Consider the following 17813-nt stretch of genomic DNA (forward strand, 5'->3'; position numbering starts at 1 on the left):
ATGCACACAGGAACACAGCATATTACGTTTTCAGACTCCGGCAGAGGTACTGTCAGGTATGCCCTGAAAGAGACCGACTGCACGGTAATCTCCCTCCCCGATGACCTGGGAATCGGACCAATACAATTCTATGATATCCGAAAGAGGATTGACTTTTTCACCGCATTGTGCCCCGGGGGTGAATTTGCCCGATATGCAGATGAGATGAAGGCGTTATCGGAACAATTCTGGGAATCTGTGTCAGAACCGTATGAGAAGAAAGTGGTCTGGTTCTCACGGCGCTCTGTGATGGAATATGCGGGATTTCTCCAGTTTTTATCACGGCAGCACGATCTGTCCCGGATTGAAGTGGTTGATCTGACAGATGGCATCCCTGGTGTCGATGCAGAGATGTATGGCGGAAAGCCGTACAAAATCGTGACTGATGCAGTCGGTGCGATGAAACCGGAGTGGATTTGCTCTGCACTCAGCACATCACGGCCTCTCCGGGACGATGAAGCTGCGTACTATTGTGCAATATGGGCAAGGCTTCAGGATGAAAATACGAATCTCAGGACATTATGGAGGGGACAGCTGTATTCGGCCGACGATGACTTCTATGATGATGTGATCTGCAGTCTTGTTCCTGATGTCTGGAGGTATGCCGCACGGGTTGTCGGAGAAGCGCTGGGAAAGCTCAGTGACGAATATCATCAGACCGGTGACAATTTCATCTACAGCAGATTACTTCATCTGGTGGATACCGGGGAGATACGGTGCAAGGGAAACCGGAAGGCGATGCGGTTTCTCGAAGTGAAACGGAATCATCGGTAAAAATCGTGAAAGAACGTGCATGACAGCTGTATTCCCCGGCATCTCCCATGAGATGGCGGCCGGGAAGAGGAATATCCTGCCCCTGGCCGGGAATGCCTGTTATGTGCCTCTACGTCAATAATGGTGTAGGAATGAAGACACCTGCCGACGCCCCGGAGAAGACCTGCCGTGAAAAGGAGGCGGATCGCATCCAGCGGTTCTTTATCCGGCCCTTCTTTTTGAGCCTCACCATAGGCATCCCGTTCTGTGTGTTCAAGCTGCTCTTCGGCATCACCGCTGTCCGCATCGGGATGGAGACATCCCCTGCCCTCGTCGCGGTTGGCTGGGGTGTCATTGGCTGGGCAGCAGCAGATCTGATGATGAACACCGGCAGGAGTGTCTTCGATATTCTGGGACGACCCGCACGCTTTGAGTACTGCACGATTGCGCAGGCAGGAAGCATTGTGGAACGGCCGCTCGTGTTTCTTGCCGTCGATACCTTCCTCTCGTTTACCATAATCTGTTTCATGCTCTGGTCCGGGTGGATAACGAAGCTTACCCAGTTTGAGGCCTATCTCTGGTATGCGGCCACCACGATGAACCTGATCAGCCTCTCGGTGGTATCTATCTATAATGAGGTGAGGAGAGGGGAGTGAGGCAGGAGGCGGATGCGAACAGGGTTTCGTCTGTACGACCGGTCAGACTGTGCTGACATATTCTGATATCGAAAGCGGATGTCCGGCAATTATCCACGCTCCATGACGAAATTAATCGATGTCAGGTCACTTTCCCCTATCCCGAAAAAGAGGATATCTGTTCTGTTCGTACCGCATTCCCGTGTTTCCTCTCACCAATCATGCCCGGAATGCCCGTTATGATTTCGGGTGGGGCATCCGCAAACAATAAAGCTATATGATCCCTTACAGGGGGACTATGCCAAAGCATATCGGAATCGTTGCATGCAGTGCCGAAGGGGCGGCACTCTGCTACCGGACTCTCTGCGGCGAGGCGCCGGCACGAATGGGGGAGTACTTGCACCCGGAAGTCTCCATGCACACCTATCCGCTGGGAGATTATATGGTGCACATCCGGTCAGGAAACTGGGATGGGGTGGCAGAGCTGATGCTCTCATCTGCAGAGAAACTCAGCTCTATCGGGGCAGAACTGCTCATCTGTCCGGGCAACACGATTCATGAGGTATTTGAACAGGTTGCCGGGTCCTCCTCGGTCCCGTGGATTCACATTGCGGATGCCGTCGGAGCGGAGGCGAAATCACAGGGGTATACCAGAGTCGGTATTGTGGGAACGAAATATCTGATGGCAGGGTCTGTCTATTCCGAAAGGTTTGGCAGGTTTGGCATCTCCTGTGAAATTCCGGACGAGAAGGACCGTGAACGGATTAACACCATCATCTTTAGTCAGCTGGTCAACGGGATCTACACCTCAGAATCCCGTCTCTATTTCAATGAAGTGGTCAGGAAGTTCAGGGAGCGGGGATGCGATGCGGTTATTCTCGGCTGCGTCGGGATTTCGCTCATTGTCGACCCGAATACGTGCCCGCTGCCGGTGCTTGATTCCACCCGCCTGCTTGCACGGGCGGCACTGAAGAAGGCGCTGGAAGAAGATTAGACTCCTGTACCGCGGGGGTGTTTGTCATCATTTTTTGATGAGTAGTGCCTCACCCTTTGTCATCCATTTCCTTCCTTGCCCTGTTATCATTCAGATGAACGGTTCACGAGGGAGCACGGGCCGGTGATGGTGTTTCGTGAGATGTCAGAGACTGATTCCGGCGGCTCTGGCGGAGGCAGGTCCGGATGAACCGTCTCCTCCCGAAGGCAGGATTTTATAGTGGCAGGACCACCTCTCGTCCGGAATAGACCATGAGAGAGATCCGCGTGGACAGGAAAACGGAAGATGACGGTGTCACCCTTTCGTTCCGGTTCAAAAGCATTAAACAGCTGCTCGATTCGGATGACCCCGCCCCCCTGCCCGGAACTGAGCTGACCCAGATTGCCGAGGAGTTCATTGCCGGATATCTGGATGAATACCGGTTGAAATTGCCGGTATCCCTGATCCTTTCGCTTAATGCAGCTGATATCACGCCTGACGAATCCCTGCTTCTCCCTGAGGCCGTCCGGCGGCATTTTTCCTTCCGTGTGCAGGACCTGATGCATGAGCGGCGCCTCTCCCGGAGGGAAGGCCTCTACAGTCTGGGCATCGCCATCTGCAATGCCTTAATTGCCATTCTCTTCCTCTCCATCGTAACGGTATACGAACTCTCCTTAGAATCGTTCTCCGTCCTTTTACCCGGTGCATTCATCACTATCATGAACTGGGTGACCATCTGGGACACGTACGAGCATTTTTTCTACGATTTTCACGACCTTCTCCGCAGAAAGAAGATGTATGAGAAAATATCCCGGATTCCGATCGCGGTGGAGAGGTATTGAGAGGGGATTGCTCCCGATTTTTCCTGCAATTCTGCAAAAACGTTTATTTTGATACATTCATCTCGCACAGCTACTGCCGCACACGGTAGCCGGCTGCCGTGAGAAAACGGATGACTGCCTTGTCCCATTCCCGGTCGTCAAGCCCGTTTAGTGTCGGCTTCATCTCTTCCCAGAGCCCTCCGAGTTCGGTGGTATCCGGGAGAAAGGTTCGCTGGTACAGCACACGCCCGGCTCGTCTGCCCTGTGCGTCACGAATAAGAAGGCGCCAGCAGCAGTAATCACGGCAGATATCCGGGCGGGTCAGATGGACGGTGCACCATGCCTTCCCGGTTTCCCTGTCAAACCGCAGAAACGGGCATGCCTGCGGCAGATTTTCAAGACTGCTTCTGTCTTCATAGAGGGCAATCTTGTCGGCATCCACCCGCACCTCCTTCACGTCGCCGGAATAGTAGTTGTAGATGACAAAGGTGTAGTTGCCCCGGTCTTCTGTTATGGCATGGACAAGCTGCATATTGCTGCAGCAGTTGCCGCACTGGCAGCACTCACAGGCGATGGCGGCATTCCTCCTGCATACTGAACGGTTCGTGCCCTGTCGCGATCATGATCTGATTATTTTTACATCCCTGATGATAAGACCAGTGCCTGTTTATCCCGCTGATGGTGTGTCTGTGCCCTCTGTCTCCCTGCATCAGGCTTTCCAGTAGGTGTGCATCCCCGATGCGGTGATCCGTGCACCCTCTGGCACCTGACGCAGAACATTTGCGGTGGTGAGAAGATCAACAGATGAGCCAAGAGCATTGAGCGTGAAGGCTGCCAGTACGAGGGGGCTGAGAAGGCCGGTCAGCCCGCACACAATCGTTCCTCCCACAGAGATGGTAAGGAATGGGCCGAGGCTGATGAGCAGGTGGCGGTCTTTCTCCAGTATCTCTTCGCAGACGACAAAGCCTCCGGCACAGGTGATCCCGAGATACGTGTGGCCGGCACGTGCGATTTTTGGAATGCAGCTCAGGTGGATGAGCTCGTGGAAGACAAGAATACCTGCAATGGCGAGCACCGCAGGCAGTCCGATGCTGAGAGAGAATGTTTCTCCGTACAGACCAAAATATCCCGGAGAGACCGGAACAAAGATTGCAGCGATCAGGAGGGTGATACCCGCTGCAAGGATCATGAACGGCACAGAAGACAGGAGGGTACCACCAGCACCTGCGGGTTCTTTGAGCAGGATCCAGCCATCGTCAGTAAGTGCATGTTCACGGGCGGGGTCGGCTTCCGGGAGGCTGGTGGAAAAATGCATGTTTCTTCTCCTGAATATCGCACGGTGGGCTTACAAAACGGTCCCATGTTCATTGTTTCTGACGGGTGGCGGGATGGTGCCTGAGAGACAGCGTATGTCTCTGAACGGTATACCTTCAGACATGCAGCAGATAAGACTGACGATGTTGTGATATGAAAGCGGTAGACGGGTATCGTCCGGGATGAAGATTTATCTCTCCCTGCCTCACACTCTCTGGTAATGCAGGACCTCACGACAGAGATCTCCGGAATGCTTCTCGAACAGAATGCATCACTGGTTGGCGTCGCAGACCTCGGTGACGACAATCTCAGCCCGGTTTCGACCCTCCCGAAAGCCGTCATCTTTGGAATTGCGCTCAACCCGGAGATTGTCGCATCCCTTCGTGACTCTCCGTCTGCTGCCTATGTCGGTGAATATACTGGCGTGAACGGCCTGCTCGCATCCCTTGGCGCCCGCGTTGCAGCAGCGCTTGAAGATGCCGGATACCGTTCGTTCTGTGTCGCTCCCACGACCGGTGATTTTGACAAAGAGACCCTTTCGGCTGTTTTCCCCCACAAGACCGCCGCCACCCGTGCGGGCCTTGGCTGGGTGGGGAAATGTGCGCTTCTCGTCACCCGTGAATACGGGTCTGCCATCCGGTTTGCAACGGTTCTCACGGACGCCCCCCTCATCCCCGGCACGCCTGTCACCCGCTCCTTCTGTGGAGAATGCACCGAATGCAGGACGGTATGCCCGGCTGACGCTCCGTCCGGACGCGAGTGGTATCCGGGACTCGCCCGCGACGACTTCTGGGACGCCCGGGCCTGCTATGCAGAGGCACAGCGTGTTGCTGATGCGATGGGGTTTGCGCATCCCGTGTGCGGCAGATGTATTGCTGCGTGTCCGTGGACGCAGCGGTATCTGCAAAGAGCGGGCAAATACTAATTATTTTCTCCCATCTGCCGACGATAGCGTCATGTCTGGCGTATGGCCCATTGCGCAACGAATGAACACGGAAAATCCGTTCGTCAAACACATCACTCTCTGTCCCGCCATCCTTCTCATCCGTATGATACTGGTGCCCGCGGCCCGTGTGTGATTAGGGCACAAGAGATTTATCCGCCGGGGATAATAGACGGTCCATGCATACGTACCTTGGCAGGGAAGAGGTTATGAGGAAAACCGAAGAGCTGTTTGAACAATGCTCGCCGGAATCGTTTCAGGATATGGAAAAGGTGCTCATGAAACTGGGCTACATCCAGAGAGGTTCAGACCCTGCATCAGCAGAGTTCCGGCATAAAGAAGCGGGCCTGATGCTCGATATTGAGTTCGATGAAGAAGGGGCTATTCACTCATATGAGCTTTTGACAACCGAGGAGATTGAGGAGAAACAGAGGAAGTTCCGGTGGTGACCCATGCGGCTCGTATGCCCCCGGCCCCCTGAGCGGGGGTCGGTTCCGGCATGACGGTACAGGTGTTTTTTCCGTTTTCCCCTCTTCCGTCGGTTTTAAGATACTCCCCAAAGGAGAGGAAACGGGAATGATGGGTAACAGGGACACCTTTCCTGACTGCACTCAGGCACCGGATGGCAAACAGAGACATTTCTCTGTTGGTTTGGTTTGATGCTCCGCATCTCTTCTGCGGTACGGGAGCATCTTTGAAATTCTTCGGTAATCGTCACGCGTGGCCCATCCGCATATGAGGGGCCGTTCACACTTTGTTTCTTTGCTCTTCTCATATCGGTCGGTCTCTGCCTCTATGATGTCATTCCAGAGGTGGGCATCGATGTGGATGAGAATAACTGCGACAACCACGAGTACAAACAAGTGGCAGTCAGCACCGGAAAAACCGACTTCCCAAAGGGTTACCACAAATCCGATGAGAATTGCACACCCGGTAAAAGGAATGAGCCCTCCGATCCGCAGGACATGCCGGAATGTACGAAGGTCGAAGCCGCCTCCTGCGGTGGCGGGGTTCGTACCGGTGGTGTCATAGAGATTGCAACAGGGCTTCATTCTCTCTTTGGATTGTATCATCAAATGGTTGTCGTTGGACTCATTTCAGGAGCAGGAATTCTCCTCAATCGCTGAATCTGACGAGGATTCGCTCTTCCTCAGTTTTCACCTCGTATGTCTTCAGGGGTCCCGGGCGCCTGAGCAGTTTCGCTGCTGATAGTTTGATCCCCGACCAGTCGGTCCACCGGAGGACGTGTCCATCACGCAGATCAAACTGGGAGTGATGGCTGGGGCAGGTCACTATCGTTCCTTCCAGTGTCCCCTGTGAGAGATCTCCCCCCATATGGGGGCAGCGATTATCAGCGGCGTAGTAGCGTTCTCCGGCCTTTGCGAGGAGGATTTCACGCCCGTCAATTGCACGCTTTCTCAGCGAACCGTCCGGCACGTCGAGGGTGCTGCATACGTCAATGAACTCACTCATAGTGACTTCCAAAGACGAAGATATTATTAAAGGTTATCCGCTTCCCTGCCCCGTTGATTTCTTATCGTTGAGACCGATCAGGGGAGGCCGCTTCGTACTGATGCCGGGAGCTCTCCTGATTACGTGCTTTGATCTACCGATTCTGTGCATCCTGCCCGTGTTTGCCCGGGGGAGGGGGGATTAGTAAACTGACATTCGCTCAGATGGTGATTGCCAGTTTTACCAGCACCACGAGGAGTGCTATCATGATGGCGAAGACGACTGCACTGCTGATGGCACAGAGTATCAGGATGGGTGTGCGATAGGAGGCGAGAAAGTCGAGCCATCCCTGGGATTTGTCCAGTGATTCATTGACATTTTCAAGAAGCGCCTTTGACTCAAGGATGGTCTCATTCATGCTGTCCAGAATGATCTCAATCCGCGGCTGCTCCTCGGTTCGGAACCGGTTGATCGTCCGCTCCACCTCGTCCAGTGTCTTCGGGATGACGCCGGGCTCCTCTATCTTCACCCATTTGATCCGGTAGGCCGCCTTCTCAATCTTCAGACGCTCCCGTTCAAGGTACCGGATGCGTCCGATGACCGTGTTGTATCCGCCGAGGTATGCGTTCACCTCCGGTGTTTTGATGACTGAACCGAGGGTTTCTCCCACCGGTCGTGCGGTGAGCGCTTTCTCCTTCATACTCCGGCCGGGGAGTGCTGTTTTCATCACTGCGGGTGTCCTCACCGCTGGTATGCCCGTCGGTATCTCTGTCTCGCGGTGCACCACACCGGCAGGCGCTGCTCCTCCAACAGCAGTTTTCTCCGGCGGAGTGGTTTTCAGAGCGCTCTCTTTGACAATGCCGAAATCCGTTATCACCATCCCCGATTTCACATCCGGCTTCCCGGTTTTCTGTATTGCCGAAGAGAGCAGGTCCTCCTCCGGATGAATGCGGACGAGAGGGTCCTGCAGCTGGCTGGCAATGAGCTGGTTTTTCCCAATAAGGGTGTCATACACGGACAGTGTAGCCTCCAGCCGCTCCAGTTCGGTCTGCATCACAGGCGAGAGCTCGGTGACCTTTTTCCAGCGGGTGACCACGAAGAGCTTGTGCACCTCCGTGAGAATTTCCTGCATCTCTTCCATCGAATCCCCGGTGGCATCCATGATGGCTTCTATCCGGGGCTGTTCAAGGGTGTTAAACCGCTCAAGCACCTCCTTGAAATCATAAATCGCAGTCGGGACAACGCCCGGCTCCTGATACAGAATCTCTCTGATGGCGTTTTTAACCAGATTGAGCTTTGCAAGCACCATCATGTATTCCATGTACCCGGACCAGTCGAACGACATCCACTCGTACCACGTCGTCGGGAGGGATATCTCACCGAATGCCTCCAGTTCGGTGCTAAGCGCCGTCTCCTGCTGCCTGAGGAGATTCAGCCGGGCCAGCTCTTCATCCCAGAGATCATCATCCGACCGGGGGGTGACCCGTTCTGTGGTGAGGAGATCCTCCAGTTCGTTTACAAAGGAATTCAGTTCGTCCGCCAGTTCGGTGAAGGTCATCCCGATGATGCTGAGTGCCTCCCCCACACTGTCAGCAATTTCTTCTAATGCATCTCCTGCCTGATCGGCCGCCTTTCCTGCTTTATACGTCGTCTTTCCGAGATTGTACAGCCCCCCTGTGGCTATGCCAAACACCCAGTCATCCCATGCCATACTTCATTCAATCCTCCATCTGGTGCGGTGATATACGTGGGGAAATATAAATGTTCCTGCGGGGTTTCGGACGGATTTCAGTAACCGGTGAGAGGGCCGCATTTTCGGAAAGCCGGGAGCTTTTTGGCAGACACGGGGGATTTTGATCCGTTATTCTGCACCTGTCCGGATCCCCTCTGAAAAGCATGTCAAACCCACGTCATCTCATACGAAATGGTGGATGTTATTTTCGGCTGCATCAATAGATGTACAATAAATCCGTACGCCGGGATGGTGGAAACATGAAACGAGACATGGATTTGGTACGAAAAATATTACGCTCCGTTGATGTGAATGAAGACGAAGGTGCGATATCAGGCATGCAGATTGACGGGTATTCTCATGAGGAGATTGCCTACCATGTCATGCTTCTGAAAGAGGCGAATATCATCCGGGCGAACATTGTGTGTGCTGAGGGTTCAAAAATTCCCGAAGGATATGCCATTTATTCGATTACACGGGAAGGCTATGCATTCCTGGATGCCTTCTCCAACGAAAGACGGTGGAAGAAGGCACAATCCCTCATCGGTGATATTGGCGACGCACCCCTTCATCTCGTCATCCCGTTGTTCATGGAGCTGATAACGGCCCGTATCATATAGGTCATATCTGAATATGTGACAGATACCTGTCTATTATATCGTTCTCCGCTGAAGGGCTGCGTTCGTTATGGCTCACATGGTATGATCGTGTCATGTCGGGTCGGGACAGATTTCTCCGGTATTTCGAAGTCATCTTCCCTCGTATGCATCCGGGATCAGGATGAGTCTGCCCGCACTGCAAAGCTCCGGCAGTCCATCCTTTCTCAGGCATTCCCGGGGGGGGCAGCTGGTGCCGATGAGGCGGAGGGTCTTCCGGCCCATCCCTGACGGTTAAAGGGCTCTTTGGAATAAGAATTCGTAGCCGTACTCGTCTCCGTGCTCCCGGTGCATCTCAATCTCCCGCTTCGAGAACGCGACGAACATTTTTCCGCGTCGGGATTGCCGGCCGCCGCCTCTTTCAGGTCGGGCAGCCGTTCGAGGAGTGGGCTGTAGTAGTTTTCCCACCACACGGATCCGGGGAGGGGGAAGTGAATAATTCGAATTTTCCAGAGGTTCTGTAATCACGAGATAATAATATTGGGCTCTGTATTGGGCTCTGTAGAAATCCCATTTTTTTAAAATTCAGATAATTGACTTATTTTTACCATTTAACCAGCCTATTCAGAATTAAGCAGAGGATTTCTACAGAAAAAAATATTCACATTATATATGTGTGAACATTTCAGAAGCTCACGATTTCCAGATAAATATTAATAAATAAAATGCGAGGGGAGGGAGTCGAACCCGCGAACGCCTGCGCGAGTGGATCTTGAGTCCACCGCCGTTGACCACTTGGCTACCCTCGCACAGGAATGTGCATAACCTAATTGGTGTTCTTTGATAATGAGTTTACGGGTTGAGAAGGTTTTGGGCATTGAAAAAGGTCTGCATCTCCCGATTTATCCCCGTCTCACGGCAAACCCTGCCACCGCGATCCCCTGTCCGCGCCGGAAATCCCGTGGCGTTCACGCTGAGCCTCGCAGAGTCCCACGACACGGTCCGGCATGGGCCTGTTTTGTCCTGCGCTTTTGTTTTAACCGGTTTGTTTCGGTTCACCTTCGTCCGGCCCGTCTGTCCGGCGCGTTCCGTCTGTTCACCACGGTTCCGGTATTCATGGTGATTGCCGCATCAGGGATAAAAACCACTGTTTTCAATGCCTTTGCTGACTAAATAATCGCTATAACGGAAAAATAAAGCATATTCGGCCAAATTTTCGGGCAAAATGAATAAAATGGTTCAGGACCCTGACCTGCAAAGGGTTTGTGTTAGTGTGAACCAGTGAGGACAGGGTGCTAATCTGTTTATTCCGAAGGGTAATAAGGAATTGCATCTGAATTTCAGGCGTTCATCTCAGGTTTGGGCGAAGACGATGTGGCCGGCCGGTGGAGAATCCATCCGGATGCATGGCGGGAAGCCGGATTTCTGTTAGCAGGTCAGTAACATGCAAATCAGACGTAAATCCGATGGGAAACGCCGGAGGTCAGTCCGGTGAATATGCAGACCCCGGGAAACCCGGTGGCGCAGACGGGCGGGCAGGCAGATGGGTAGGCAGTCATGCATCCATACAGCCATCCACCCCATTCGTTCCGTCACGCACTGTTCCGGACCACGCACTGTGCCACTCCTTCCATACGCTCATTCTCCAATCATTCCATCATCCGCTCGTGCCATCCCCAACCCCTCCAGCTCACCCCATCACTTCATCACCCGGATCATTCACCCCCCGGCATCACCATCCGCACACCTATATGCCGAAACGTGGCGAAAACAAGCAAAACATATCGAAACCTACCAAACCTTATCGAATCCTACCCGATAATACCGAAATCACCCCCACCATTCAAATAATCCGGAAAACCCATACTGCGTTTACCTAAGGTCTGCTCTCATGCTTCTCATCGCCGCACTCACCATCCTCATCGCCTTTGCCTTCACGTTTACCAACGGGTTTCAGGATGCGGCCACCGTAGCGGCGACGTTCATCGCCTCCGGGTCAGCCACCCCCCGGCAGGGCATTATCATGGTGGCGGGCATGAACTTTCTGGGGGCCATCCTCGGCGGCAGTGCGGTCGCGTTCACGCTCTCCGGTCTGCTCACCATTGCGTCCGGCCCACTTCTCCTCGAAGTCCTCCTCGCCGCGCTCCTCGCCGCAGCGGCATGGAATGTCGGTGCATGGTACCTCGGCCTCCCCTCCTCCTCCACCCATGCGCTGATCGGGGGGCTGATGGGAGCGGGCATCATGGCGGCAGGCATCGGCAGCATCTACTGGGGGGTGGCAGACCTCCTCTCCCCCCCGCACGAGATCACCGGTATGGTCAAGGTCCTGCTCTTCTTCGTGCTCTCCATCGTGCTGGGGCTTGTAGGGGGATACCTGATGCGCAGGTGTACATGGGTGCTGTTCAGGAATGCAAAACGCACCATAAACCGGAGCATTATCCGCATCAACTGGCTGGCTGCGGCAGGGATGGCCTTCTTCAACGGCTCAAACGATGCCCAGAAACAGCTGGGCATCATCGCCCTCGTCCTTTTTGCCGCGGGAGAATCTGCCGTTTTCGCCGTGCCCCTCTGGGCACGGGGTGTCTGTGCCCTGCTGCTCACCATGGGGACCCTCGGCGGCGGATGGCGTATCATGAAGACCATCGGAAACCGGATCTTCTCCCTGAAGCCGGTGCACTCCATGGACTCCCAGATCTCATCCGGGGTGACACTGGGGCTCTCCACCCTTGCCGGTGCGCCCGTCTCATCCACGCACATCATCACCATGTCTGTGATCGGCGTCGGGGCCGCAGAAAATCCCCGGAATGTACGCTGGCGGGTGGGTGAGGAACTGATTCTCTCCATGTTCGTGACGATTCCTTCAACCATGCTCCTCTCCGGGGCGCTGCTGGTTCTTGTGCAGCATATCTGAATGGTAATAAATATGAACGAAAATACGAATGATCCAAAAAAACCGGGGAGAATGCGGGGAATGTTCGGCTCGCTCTTCCCCCTGAAGTATGACTTTGAGGCGATGCTGGTCGAACAGGCAGAGAGTACCTTTTCCGGGATGGAGGCATTTCTCCAGTGGATTAACGAAGACACGCTCACTCCCCCGGATGAACTCATCAGAATCGGCAGTGAGGTTGACCTTCTCCGCTATAAACTGGAAGCGAAGCTCATCGAGGCGTTCTCCACGCCGTTCAACCGGCAGGACATCTACACGCTCTCCCGGAATATCGATTATATCCTGAATTATGCCGTTGAGACCGCCCGTGAGATGCATGCGTTCGGTGTCAGCCCCGACGAACCCATCCGGGAGATGTCTCTGTCTCTTCTCTACGGCACCCGTCATGTGGTGGAGGGGACGCAATACCTGGGGACCGACAAGGCACGGGTCGAGGACTCCATCCGGAAGGGCAGAAAGCACGTCCATGCCATCGAGGATATGTATATCACCTGCATGACGGATCTGTTCCGGACCGGCGATGCGATGAACGCCATGAAGAAACGCGAAATTTACTACCATCTCCGGGACGCCGGGAAGGCCCTGCGGATCACCCTCTATATCATGCACAAGGCAGTTGTCGGGCTGGCATGATTCTCTGCACCGGCAGGGTCGCAGATGAACAGATCCGTGCGGCAGACGCATCGGATGAACAGATGCAGGTTTGCCGGGAATCAGCTGTTTCCGGGAGATTCCGGCGCCGGAAGCCCCGCGTTCTGCTGTGCGCTCATCCGTTTTCATCCGCAGAAGGAATCCACATCATTTTTCCCTCTTGGTGATCAGACATTCTGTTCAGATATGGCGCAGGTATCGTATGTCTGTCCGTCTCTCAGGCAGAAGACTGACGCGTTCCGGGGGGGGCTTGCCGGCCTTTGGGAGGAGGCCGCCCGGCATGGGTGCACCTATTGTGAAATAACCGCAGGCTTTGTCTGCAGCATCGCAGAGGAGGAGGCGACCGGGCTTCCCATGCATGCGATGCTGACCCCGGCTGCGATTTCCACGCTCTACGGCGAAGGCAAAAATCTCCCCGCCGGGATGCGGTACCTCTTCAACACGGAACAGTCCTTTCCGCACACCGACCGATTCGGCAAACGGCACCCGGCCGCCGTCCTCCGGTGGGACGATCGCGTCTGGCTGACCGAGTTTGTCGAGATGCTGATTCTCATCTCCGATCACCTCGGAAAGCCTGCCGATGTGATTGTCATCCATCCCGGCAAGGCGCATGGCATGACATTCTCAGCGGTCGCACGTGCGATGCGGTATATCCAAAAGACCTATGCAGATGCCTGCGGCACCGTTCCTGTCGTGCTGATTCAAAACGGTTATCCCTCCTTGATACAGTCCGGGGACGATATCCGTGAATTCTGGCTCTCCATGCAGGCGCAGGTGCCGGAATGCTGTGATACCTGCGGGGTGCTGCTGGACCTGTCCGCCCTCGAAACCGCCGCCCATCGTGCAAAAGCCCCTCTCTCCGCGTTTCTCTCACCGCTCCCGGCAGACGCCCTCAGGGGTTTCTTCCTCCGGCCCGCTGAAGGGGACGGAGATGCTGCTATTCCCTGGGAGAGCATCTTCCGGGCCATACAGATGCTGCCCCATGACGCCCTCCTCATCCCCGACGTCCGCCATCCGGGTGAGACCGAAGAGATGCTTGCCCGCTGCCGGACAGGTCTCGTCTCCCGTCCGGAAGAATGATAGCAGAGATTTCAGAATCATTATCCGGGCACATCCCCTCATTCTCATATCATGAATCTCAACGGCATATCCCGCTGGTCCGCGGCGGCAGCCATTCTTGTTCTTTTCATACTGGCCGTCCCGGCATCCGCTGCCGGTAGCTGGGAGACAGAAGCCGTATCGACCTTTGATCCCGAGCCCATCGCAGCCGACATCTCCGGTTCTCATGTGGTTTATTCCGTGGCATACGGAAAAGCGATGAATCTCTCCGCACCACGCGGCCTTCTGCTCTATGACGCAGATACCGGCACAACCGTCTCCCTTGCAAACGCCTCCGGGAAGATGACCCTCACCGGCGGGCAGACTGCAGGCGATGCGGTCGTCTGGTTTGAGGAGCCGGAGGCGATGCTCAGTAACACCACAGGCCTGAACAACAGCATCATGCTCTTCTCCCCTGCGTCCGGCATAACGACAGCCATCCGTTCGTCCCCGTCGGCCGAATGGCCGAAGACAGACGGCAGCCGGATAGTCTGGTCAGAAACACCGGGTGATACCTACATTTCATTCCTCTCACTCTATGACATTGCGAAAAAGACGACCGAAGACCTGCGGGTTCATCCGATGGATGGCTCTTCTGTTGTGCTTGAGGGTGATACCATCGCCTTCCGGGATGCGAACACCTCCGTTCTCACCCTGTATGACATCCCTTCCCAAACGGACACCGCAGTCATGGTCCCTGTCCATACCAATGCGACGGACACGATGGTCGATGCCTATGCGATGGGTGGGGATGTGCTCCTCTATACATCCCGTATCCTTGAGCTCTCACCGAAACGCAGCATCTCCACTGTCCTGACCTGGTATTCTATCGCCAGCCAGACAAACGTCACCCTGAGCCCCATCACCGGACTGCCGGTGGAAAATCTCACGGCAGACGAGCGGAATGCAGCCTTTGGCTCCCTCTTCACCGACGGAAAGACCATCGGCTGGGTGCTTGAGACGGGGATATCGGAGTCTGATGTTATTACCGTGAATGCAGAAACCGGGTCAGTCTCCCATCTCAAAATCGACGGCGACGTGGCCTTCCCGGCCGTCGACGGTGACCGGGCGGTATGGGTGCAGTCAAAAATGATGGCTGACTCTCATGTGGTGCTTGCGACATGGCAGGAACCGGCATCAGCGAAAGACCCCGCCACTCCTGTGCCGGAGACGACTGCTGCTCCGGGATTCGGCGTGCTCTGTGCAGCAGGCGCCCTTGCCGTGGCCGCATGCGGCCGGAAGAGATAACCCGAAACCAAAACTCCTCTTTTTCCCGTTCTCTTTGCTTTGTCACTCCGGAAAAGGTCAGACCGGACACATTACCTGCCATCACTGTTCCGTCTTCTTCCGTGACAAAATCCGGCCGGCACCGGCAGCACCGGCGATGAGCAGAATGCCGATGAAGAGGATCTCCCACTCCAGCTGGAACATAAAGAAGAAGCAGGTCAGAACACCAAGCACCGCAGGGACGGGTACATTCCGGACGGCGCCGGGCACCCGGTACGGCCGGGGTGTGTCAGGCATAGTCTGCCGGAGGCGGATCACCGCCGCATTGATGACGATAAACGTGATAAACAGCGTGAAATTTGCAATCAGGGCTACGTCCCGGATGTTCCCCGGCAACAGGAAGAGCATGGAGACGAGCGCCGTCCCCACGATGGCCACCACCGGTGTCCTTCTCCCCGGGTGCACATAGGCAAAAGCAGCAGGCAGCGTCTTCTTCTCAGCCATGCCGTAGAGAATACGGGATGACGCAAGCATCATCAGCAGGGCGGTGTTTGCCGTTGCAAAGAGTGCAATGACCGTAAAGAGCAGATGTCCACCGGTAAAGGCCTGCCCGGCAATCTCCGCAAAGGGATTTGGCGATCCGGCAATGGCCTCATAGCCCCCGATGCTCACCACCGATACCGAGACGGCGATGTAGAGTACAATCGTGATGGCAATTGCCATGAGAAGGGCCGCCGGGATGGTTTTTTCCGGCCGGATGGTCTCATCCGAAAGCTTGACTATTTCCTCGAACCCCTGATATGCGAAGAATATGAGGGCCGCTGCGGCAAATACGCCCGGAATACCTTCGGGTGCGGCAAAATAATCAACCGATCCGAGATACGGCAGGCCGATAATGATGATTCCGATGAGCCCGCCTGCCTCAATCAGGGTGAAAATGATGGCAAAGACTGCCGACTGCCGGATGCCTGCCAGCAGGATAAGGGAGAGCAGGATCAACAGGACGACTGCCACCGGGAGTGTCGGAGCACCCGTCGCTCCGGCGAAATAGCCGGCAAATCCGAGAGAGACCGTCGCAGCGCCCACAATGCCGGAGAGTATCACCATGATGCCGATAACAAACGCAATACTCCTCCCGAAGGGATAGCGGGAGTATTCGTACTCTGCACTGGCGCCGGGGAACATGGACGAGAGCTCCATGTAGGAGAGTCCGGTGAAGGATGCGATGAGTGCAGCGAGAATAAAGGATATCCAGAGGGCATTGCCCGCCACCGCTGCCGCTTCACCAATCAGTGCATAGATGCCTGCACCCAGTATCACGCCGACACCGGAGATGACGACTTCCGGCAGTGTCAGGGTGCGCCGGAGGGGTGGATTCCCGTCAGGAGTCATGTGATCTTAAGAAAGTGCATCGACGCCGGGGGTAATATGTCCGCCGGTGCACGGTAGTGTGCGGCCGTCCGCCCGGAGGGCTGCCTGCCGAAAGGCATCCGGCACCGCCTCGCTCCGGCAAAAAAACCCTGCCACTCCCTGAGTGAAGCAGGGGTGTTCTATCGTAGAAATCATGGATGGGCCGGCCTGTGCCGTTCAATGGCATACATGAAGGATTTCCGGGAGGAACCGGTGGTGCAGGGATGCGTGTATTTATATTTCGGAATATGGGGTGGGTTATAATGGTTCTGTCTCTTTTTTAAAGCGCATACGTCTGCTGAATTTATTATTTAAACATTTTTTGCCGGTTTTAGTCATTGCATTGGTGTATACTTTTATACTTTTTCCGGGGGCACGATAGTTTACGGTTTTTTTAAAACCGGGGGTTGAAGAGATGAATATATACAGATGTGAACTGTGTCCAAAACCGTGTACCATAACTACGCTGGATGAGAAATCACCTGTCTTCTGTCCGGTCACGGGGGAGGCGGCAGAGTGGAGCCGGGTCAATGGCCGGGCCTCACAGAAGATGCCGCTTGCAGCCGAAACCGGCGAAGAAGCACTATCTTAAATCATTTTTATTTCTTCTGCCCCATGTGGTGAGTATGCCCGTCCCCGCATGAATGCCGGTATATGTGAAGTTTCACAGAATCGGCAGGCAGGCATCTCCCTCACATAAATTCATCAATGCCGGCCAAATCCCCTTTTCCTCACCAGCAGGTGAGACCGCTTATCTGTCTCTGTCATCCCGATACGCCGCCGTATCCGCCGGGGATACCGCAATCCGTGCCTTTATTCCGGGATGCCCCGATGCACTTCCTGAGATACCCGTCATGCACGGTTTCGATGCTTTTCCTGCCACCGCCTCGCGCAATTTGATATATGATAGTGCATACTGTTGTCCATTGTTTTTTTTAAACCGGGGGGTTGAAAAATGAATATATTCAGATGCGAAATGTGCAGGAAACCATGCACGGTGACAACACTTGAGAACAAATGTGTTTCATTCTGTCCGGTTACGGGGGAAGCGGCAGAATGGCGTCAGGTCAACGGCCGGGCTTCAGAAAAAATACCACAGGCAGCAGGGGCCAAAGAAGAGGGCGTGAAATCCTGAAATCCACTTCCGGTTTTTTAAGACCGGTGTGATGCGGGTGCCTGCCCCTGCGTACATGCCGGTATCCGTGCATCAGCATATCTTTTT

Annotated in this window: 21 protein-coding genes and 1 tRNA gene; 15 read left to right on the forward strand and 7 right to left on the reverse strand. The window is 54.8% G+C overall.

Annotation, left to right across the window (positions count from 1 at the left end; genetic code table 11):
* The 4 genes from L1S32_RS00005 to L1S32_RS00020 all read left to right on the forward strand — a co-directional run bounded on the left by L1S32_RS00005 (nucleotide 1) and on the right by L1S32_RS00020 (nucleotide 3242).
* Entirely contained in the window at nucleotides 1–813 is an 813-nt protein-coding gene (locus L1S32_RS00005; RefSeq protein ID WP_278155334.1) for a DUF3658 domain-containing protein, read from the forward strand.
* A gap of 131 nt (nucleotides 814–944) precedes the next feature.
* Entirely contained in the window at nucleotides 945–1448 is a 504-nt protein-coding gene (locus L1S32_RS00010; protein WP_278155335.1) for a hypothetical protein, read from the forward strand.
* A 277-nt stretch (nucleotides 1449–1725) separates the two neighbouring features.
* Nucleotides 1726–2421, forward strand: a complete 696-nt coding sequence (locus tag L1S32_RS00015) for an amino acid racemase (RefSeq protein ID WP_278155336.1) — start codon at nucleotides 1726–1728, stop codon at nucleotides 2419–2421.
* Between the two features lie 251 nt (nucleotides 2422–2672).
* A complete protein-coding gene (locus L1S32_RS00020) occupies nucleotides 2673–3242 on the forward strand; it encodes a hypothetical protein (protein ID WP_278155337.1) in 570 nt (189 codons plus the stop codon).
* 70 nt (nucleotides 3243–3312) lie between these two features.
* On the opposite strand, the gene L1S32_RS00025 is transcribed toward L1S32_RS00020, so the two are convergent.
* Both L1S32_RS00025 and L1S32_RS00030 read right to left on the reverse strand, forming a co-directional pair.
* Entirely contained in the window at nucleotides 3313–3753 is a 441-nt protein-coding gene (locus L1S32_RS00025; protein ID WP_278155338.1) for a YkgJ family cysteine cluster protein, read from the reverse strand.
* Nucleotides 3754–3930: 177 nt separating this feature from the next.
* Nucleotides 3931–4536, reverse strand: coding sequence for a DUF3267 domain-containing protein (locus tag L1S32_RS00030; protein ID WP_278155339.1), 606 nt, complete (start codon nucleotides 4534–4536; stop codon nucleotides 3931–3933).
* A 219-nt stretch (nucleotides 4537–4755) separates the two neighbouring features.
* On the opposite strand from L1S32_RS00030, the gene L1S32_RS00035 reads away from it, so the two are divergent.
* Both L1S32_RS00035 and L1S32_RS00040 read left to right on the forward strand, forming a co-directional pair.
* Entirely contained in the window at nucleotides 4756–5460 is a 705-nt protein-coding gene (locus L1S32_RS00035) for an epoxyqueuosine reductase (RefSeq protein WP_278155340.1), read from the forward strand.
* 197 nt (nucleotides 5461–5657) lie between these two features.
* Complete coding sequence (locus L1S32_RS00040) at nucleotides 5658–5927, forward strand: hypothetical protein (RefSeq protein WP_278155341.1); 270 nt, start codon at nucleotides 5658–5660, stop codon at nucleotides 5925–5927.
* 162 nt (nucleotides 5928–6089) lie between these two features.
* Here L1S32_RS00040 and L1S32_RS00045 read toward each other — a convergent pair whose 3' ends face one another.
* From L1S32_RS00045 to L1S32_RS00055, 3 genes are all read right to left on the reverse strand, one after another.
* The gene (locus tag L1S32_RS00045) at nucleotides 6090–6551 is read right to left on the reverse strand and encodes a hypothetical protein (protein ID WP_278155342.1); all 462 of its coding nucleotides are present in this window, start codon (nucleotides 6549–6551) and stop codon (nucleotides 6090–6092) included.
* Between the two features lie 43 nt (nucleotides 6552–6594).
* A complete protein-coding gene (locus tag L1S32_RS00050) occupies nucleotides 6595–6951 on the reverse strand; it encodes a Rieske (2Fe-2S) protein (protein ID WP_278155343.1) in 357 nt (118 codons plus the stop codon).
* Between the two features lie 199 nt (nucleotides 6952–7150).
* Nucleotides 7151–8641, reverse strand: a complete 1491-nt coding sequence (locus L1S32_RS00055) for a hypothetical protein (protein ID WP_278155344.1) — start codon at nucleotides 8639–8641, stop codon at nucleotides 7151–7153.
* Nucleotides 8642–8922: 281 nt separating this feature from the next.
* Between L1S32_RS00055 and L1S32_RS00060 the strand changes: the two genes are divergently transcribed.
* Together L1S32_RS00060 and L1S32_RS00065 are read left to right on the forward strand one after the other, a co-directional pair.
* On the forward strand, nucleotides 8923–9282 hold the full coding sequence (locus tag L1S32_RS00060) for a DUF2513 domain-containing protein (protein ID WP_278155345.1): 360 nt from the start codon (nucleotides 8923–8925) through the stop codon (nucleotides 9280–9282).
* An 81-nt stretch (nucleotides 9283–9363) separates the two neighbouring features.
* Entirely contained in the window at nucleotides 9364–9549 is a 186-nt protein-coding gene (locus tag L1S32_RS00065; protein ID WP_278155346.1) for a hypothetical protein, read from the forward strand.
* A 435-nt stretch (nucleotides 9550–9984) separates the two neighbouring features.
* Here the strand turns inward: L1S32_RS00065 and L1S32_RS00070 are convergent.
* Nucleotides 9985–10067, reverse strand: a tRNA-Leu gene (locus L1S32_RS00070).
* A gap of 37 nt (nucleotides 10068–10104) precedes the next feature.
* On the opposite strand from L1S32_RS00070, the gene L1S32_RS00075 reads away from it, so the two are divergent.
* The 5 genes from L1S32_RS00075 (at nucleotide 10105) to L1S32_RS00095 (ending at nucleotide 15202) form a co-directional block, all read left to right on the forward strand.
* Entirely contained in the window at nucleotides 10105–10431 is a 327-nt protein-coding gene (locus L1S32_RS00075; RefSeq protein ID WP_278155347.1) for a hypothetical protein, read from the forward strand.
* A 718-nt stretch (nucleotides 10432–11149) separates the two neighbouring features.
* Entirely contained in the window at nucleotides 11150–12169 is a 1020-nt protein-coding gene (locus L1S32_RS00080; RefSeq protein WP_278155348.1) for an inorganic phosphate transporter, read from the forward strand.
* 12 nt (nucleotides 12170–12181) lie between these two features.
* Nucleotides 12182–12838: a DUF47 domain-containing protein gene (locus tag L1S32_RS00085; protein ID WP_278155349.1), complete on the forward strand. Its 657-nt coding sequence runs from the start codon at nucleotides 12182–12184 to the stop codon at nucleotides 12836–12838.
* Nucleotides 12839–12892: 54 nt separating this feature from the next.
* The gene (locus tag L1S32_RS00090) at nucleotides 12893–13936 is read left to right on the forward strand and encodes a hypothetical protein (protein WP_278155350.1); all 1044 of its coding nucleotides are present in this window, start codon (nucleotides 12893–12895) and stop codon (nucleotides 13934–13936) included.
* Between the two features lie 51 nt (nucleotides 13937–13987).
* The gene (locus L1S32_RS00095; RefSeq protein WP_278155351.1) at nucleotides 13988–15202 is read left to right on the forward strand and encodes a hypothetical protein; all 1215 of its coding nucleotides are present in this window, start codon (nucleotides 13988–13990) and stop codon (nucleotides 15200–15202) included.
* Between the two features lie 81 nt (nucleotides 15203–15283).
* Here the strand turns inward: L1S32_RS00095 and L1S32_RS00100 are convergent, their stop codons facing one another.
* Complete coding sequence (locus L1S32_RS00100; protein ID WP_278155352.1) at nucleotides 15284–16573, reverse strand: APC family permease; 1290 nt, start codon at nucleotides 16571–16573, stop codon at nucleotides 15284–15286.
* A 433-nt stretch (nucleotides 16574–17006) separates the two neighbouring features.
* Here L1S32_RS00100 and L1S32_RS00105 point away from each other — a divergent pair, with 433 nt between their 5' ends.
* Both L1S32_RS00105 and L1S32_RS00110 read left to right on the forward strand, forming a co-directional pair.
* A complete protein-coding gene (locus tag L1S32_RS00105; protein WP_278155353.1) occupies nucleotides 17007–17183 on the forward strand; it encodes a hypothetical protein in 177 nt (58 codons plus the stop codon).
* 384 nt (nucleotides 17184–17567) lie between these two features.
* On the forward strand, nucleotides 17568–17726 hold the full coding sequence (locus tag L1S32_RS00110) for a hypothetical protein (protein ID WP_278155354.1): 159 nt from the start codon (nucleotides 17568–17570) through the stop codon (nucleotides 17724–17726).
* Nucleotides 17727–17813: the final 87 nt, after the last annotated feature.

The sequence above is a fragment of the Methanogenium sp. S4BF genome (genome assembly GCF_029633965.1).
Classification (GTDB): domain Archaea; phylum Halobacteriota; class Methanomicrobia; order Methanomicrobiales; family Methanomicrobiaceae; genus Methanogenium.

Coding starts and splice junctions, on each gene's coding strand:
- L1S32_RS00005 (WP_278155334.1), top strand. CDS start 1: ATGCACACAGGAACACAGCATATTACGTTTTCAGACTCCGGCAGAGGT.
- L1S32_RS00010 (WP_278155335.1), top strand. CDS start 945: ATGAAGACACCTGCCGACGCCCCGGAGAAGACCTGCCGTGAAAAGGAG.
- L1S32_RS00015 (WP_278155336.1), top strand. CDS start 1,726: ATGCCAAAGCATATCGGAATCGTTGCATGCAGTGCCGAAGGGGCGGCA.
- L1S32_RS00020 (WP_278155337.1), top strand. CDS start 2,673: ATGAGAGAGATCCGCGTGGACAGGAAAACGGAAGATGACGGTGTCACC.
- L1S32_RS00025 (WP_278155338.1), bottom strand. CDS start 3,753: ATGCAGCTTGTCCATGCCATAACAGAAGACCGGGGCAACTACACCTTT.
- L1S32_RS00030 (WP_278155339.1), bottom strand. CDS start 4,536: ATGCATTTTTCCACCAGCCTCCCGGAAGCCGACCCCGCCCGTGAACAT.
- L1S32_RS00035 (WP_278155340.1), top strand. CDS start 4,756: ATGCAGGACCTCACGACAGAGATCTCCGGAATGCTTCTCGAACAGAAT.
- L1S32_RS00040 (WP_278155341.1), top strand. CDS start 5,658: ATGCATACGTACCTTGGCAGGGAAGAGGTTATGAGGAAAACCGAAGAG.
- L1S32_RS00045 (WP_278155342.1), bottom strand. CDS start 6,551: ATGATACAATCCAAAGAGAGAATGAAGCCCTGTTGCAATCTCTATGAC.
- L1S32_RS00050 (WP_278155343.1), bottom strand. CDS start 6,951: ATGAGTGAGTTCATTGACGTATGCAGCACCCTCGACGTGCCGGACGGT.
- L1S32_RS00055 (WP_278155344.1), bottom strand. CDS start 8,641: ATGGCATGGGATGACTGGGTGTTTGGCATAGCCACAGGGGGGCTGTAC.
- L1S32_RS00060 (WP_278155345.1), top strand. CDS start 8,923: ATGAAACGAGACATGGATTTGGTACGAAAAATATTACGCTCCGTTGAT.
- L1S32_RS00065 (WP_278155346.1), top strand. CDS start 9,364: ATGATCGTGTCATGTCGGGTCGGGACAGATTTCTCCGGTATTTCGAAG.
- L1S32_RS00075 (WP_278155347.1), top strand. CDS start 10,105: ATGAGTTTACGGGTTGAGAAGGTTTTGGGCATTGAAAAAGGTCTGCAT.
- L1S32_RS00080 (WP_278155348.1), top strand. CDS start 11,150: ATGCTTCTCATCGCCGCACTCACCATCCTCATCGCCTTTGCCTTCACG.
- L1S32_RS00085 (WP_278155349.1), top strand. CDS start 12,182: ATGAACGAAAATACGAATGATCCAAAAAAACCGGGGAGAATGCGGGGA.
- L1S32_RS00090 (WP_278155350.1), top strand. CDS start 12,893: ATGAACAGATGCAGGTTTGCCGGGAATCAGCTGTTTCCGGGAGATTCC.
- L1S32_RS00095 (WP_278155351.1), top strand. CDS start 13,988: ATGAATCTCAACGGCATATCCCGCTGGTCCGCGGCGGCAGCCATTCTT.
- L1S32_RS00100 (WP_278155352.1), bottom strand. CDS start 16,573: ATGACTCCTGACGGGAATCCACCCCTCCGGCGCACCCTGACACTGCCG.
- L1S32_RS00105 (WP_278155353.1), top strand. CDS start 17,007: ATGAATATATACAGATGTGAACTGTGTCCAAAACCGTGTACCATAACT.
- L1S32_RS00110 (WP_278155354.1), top strand. CDS start 17,568: ATGTGCAGGAAACCATGCACGGTGACAACACTTGAGAACAAATGTGTT.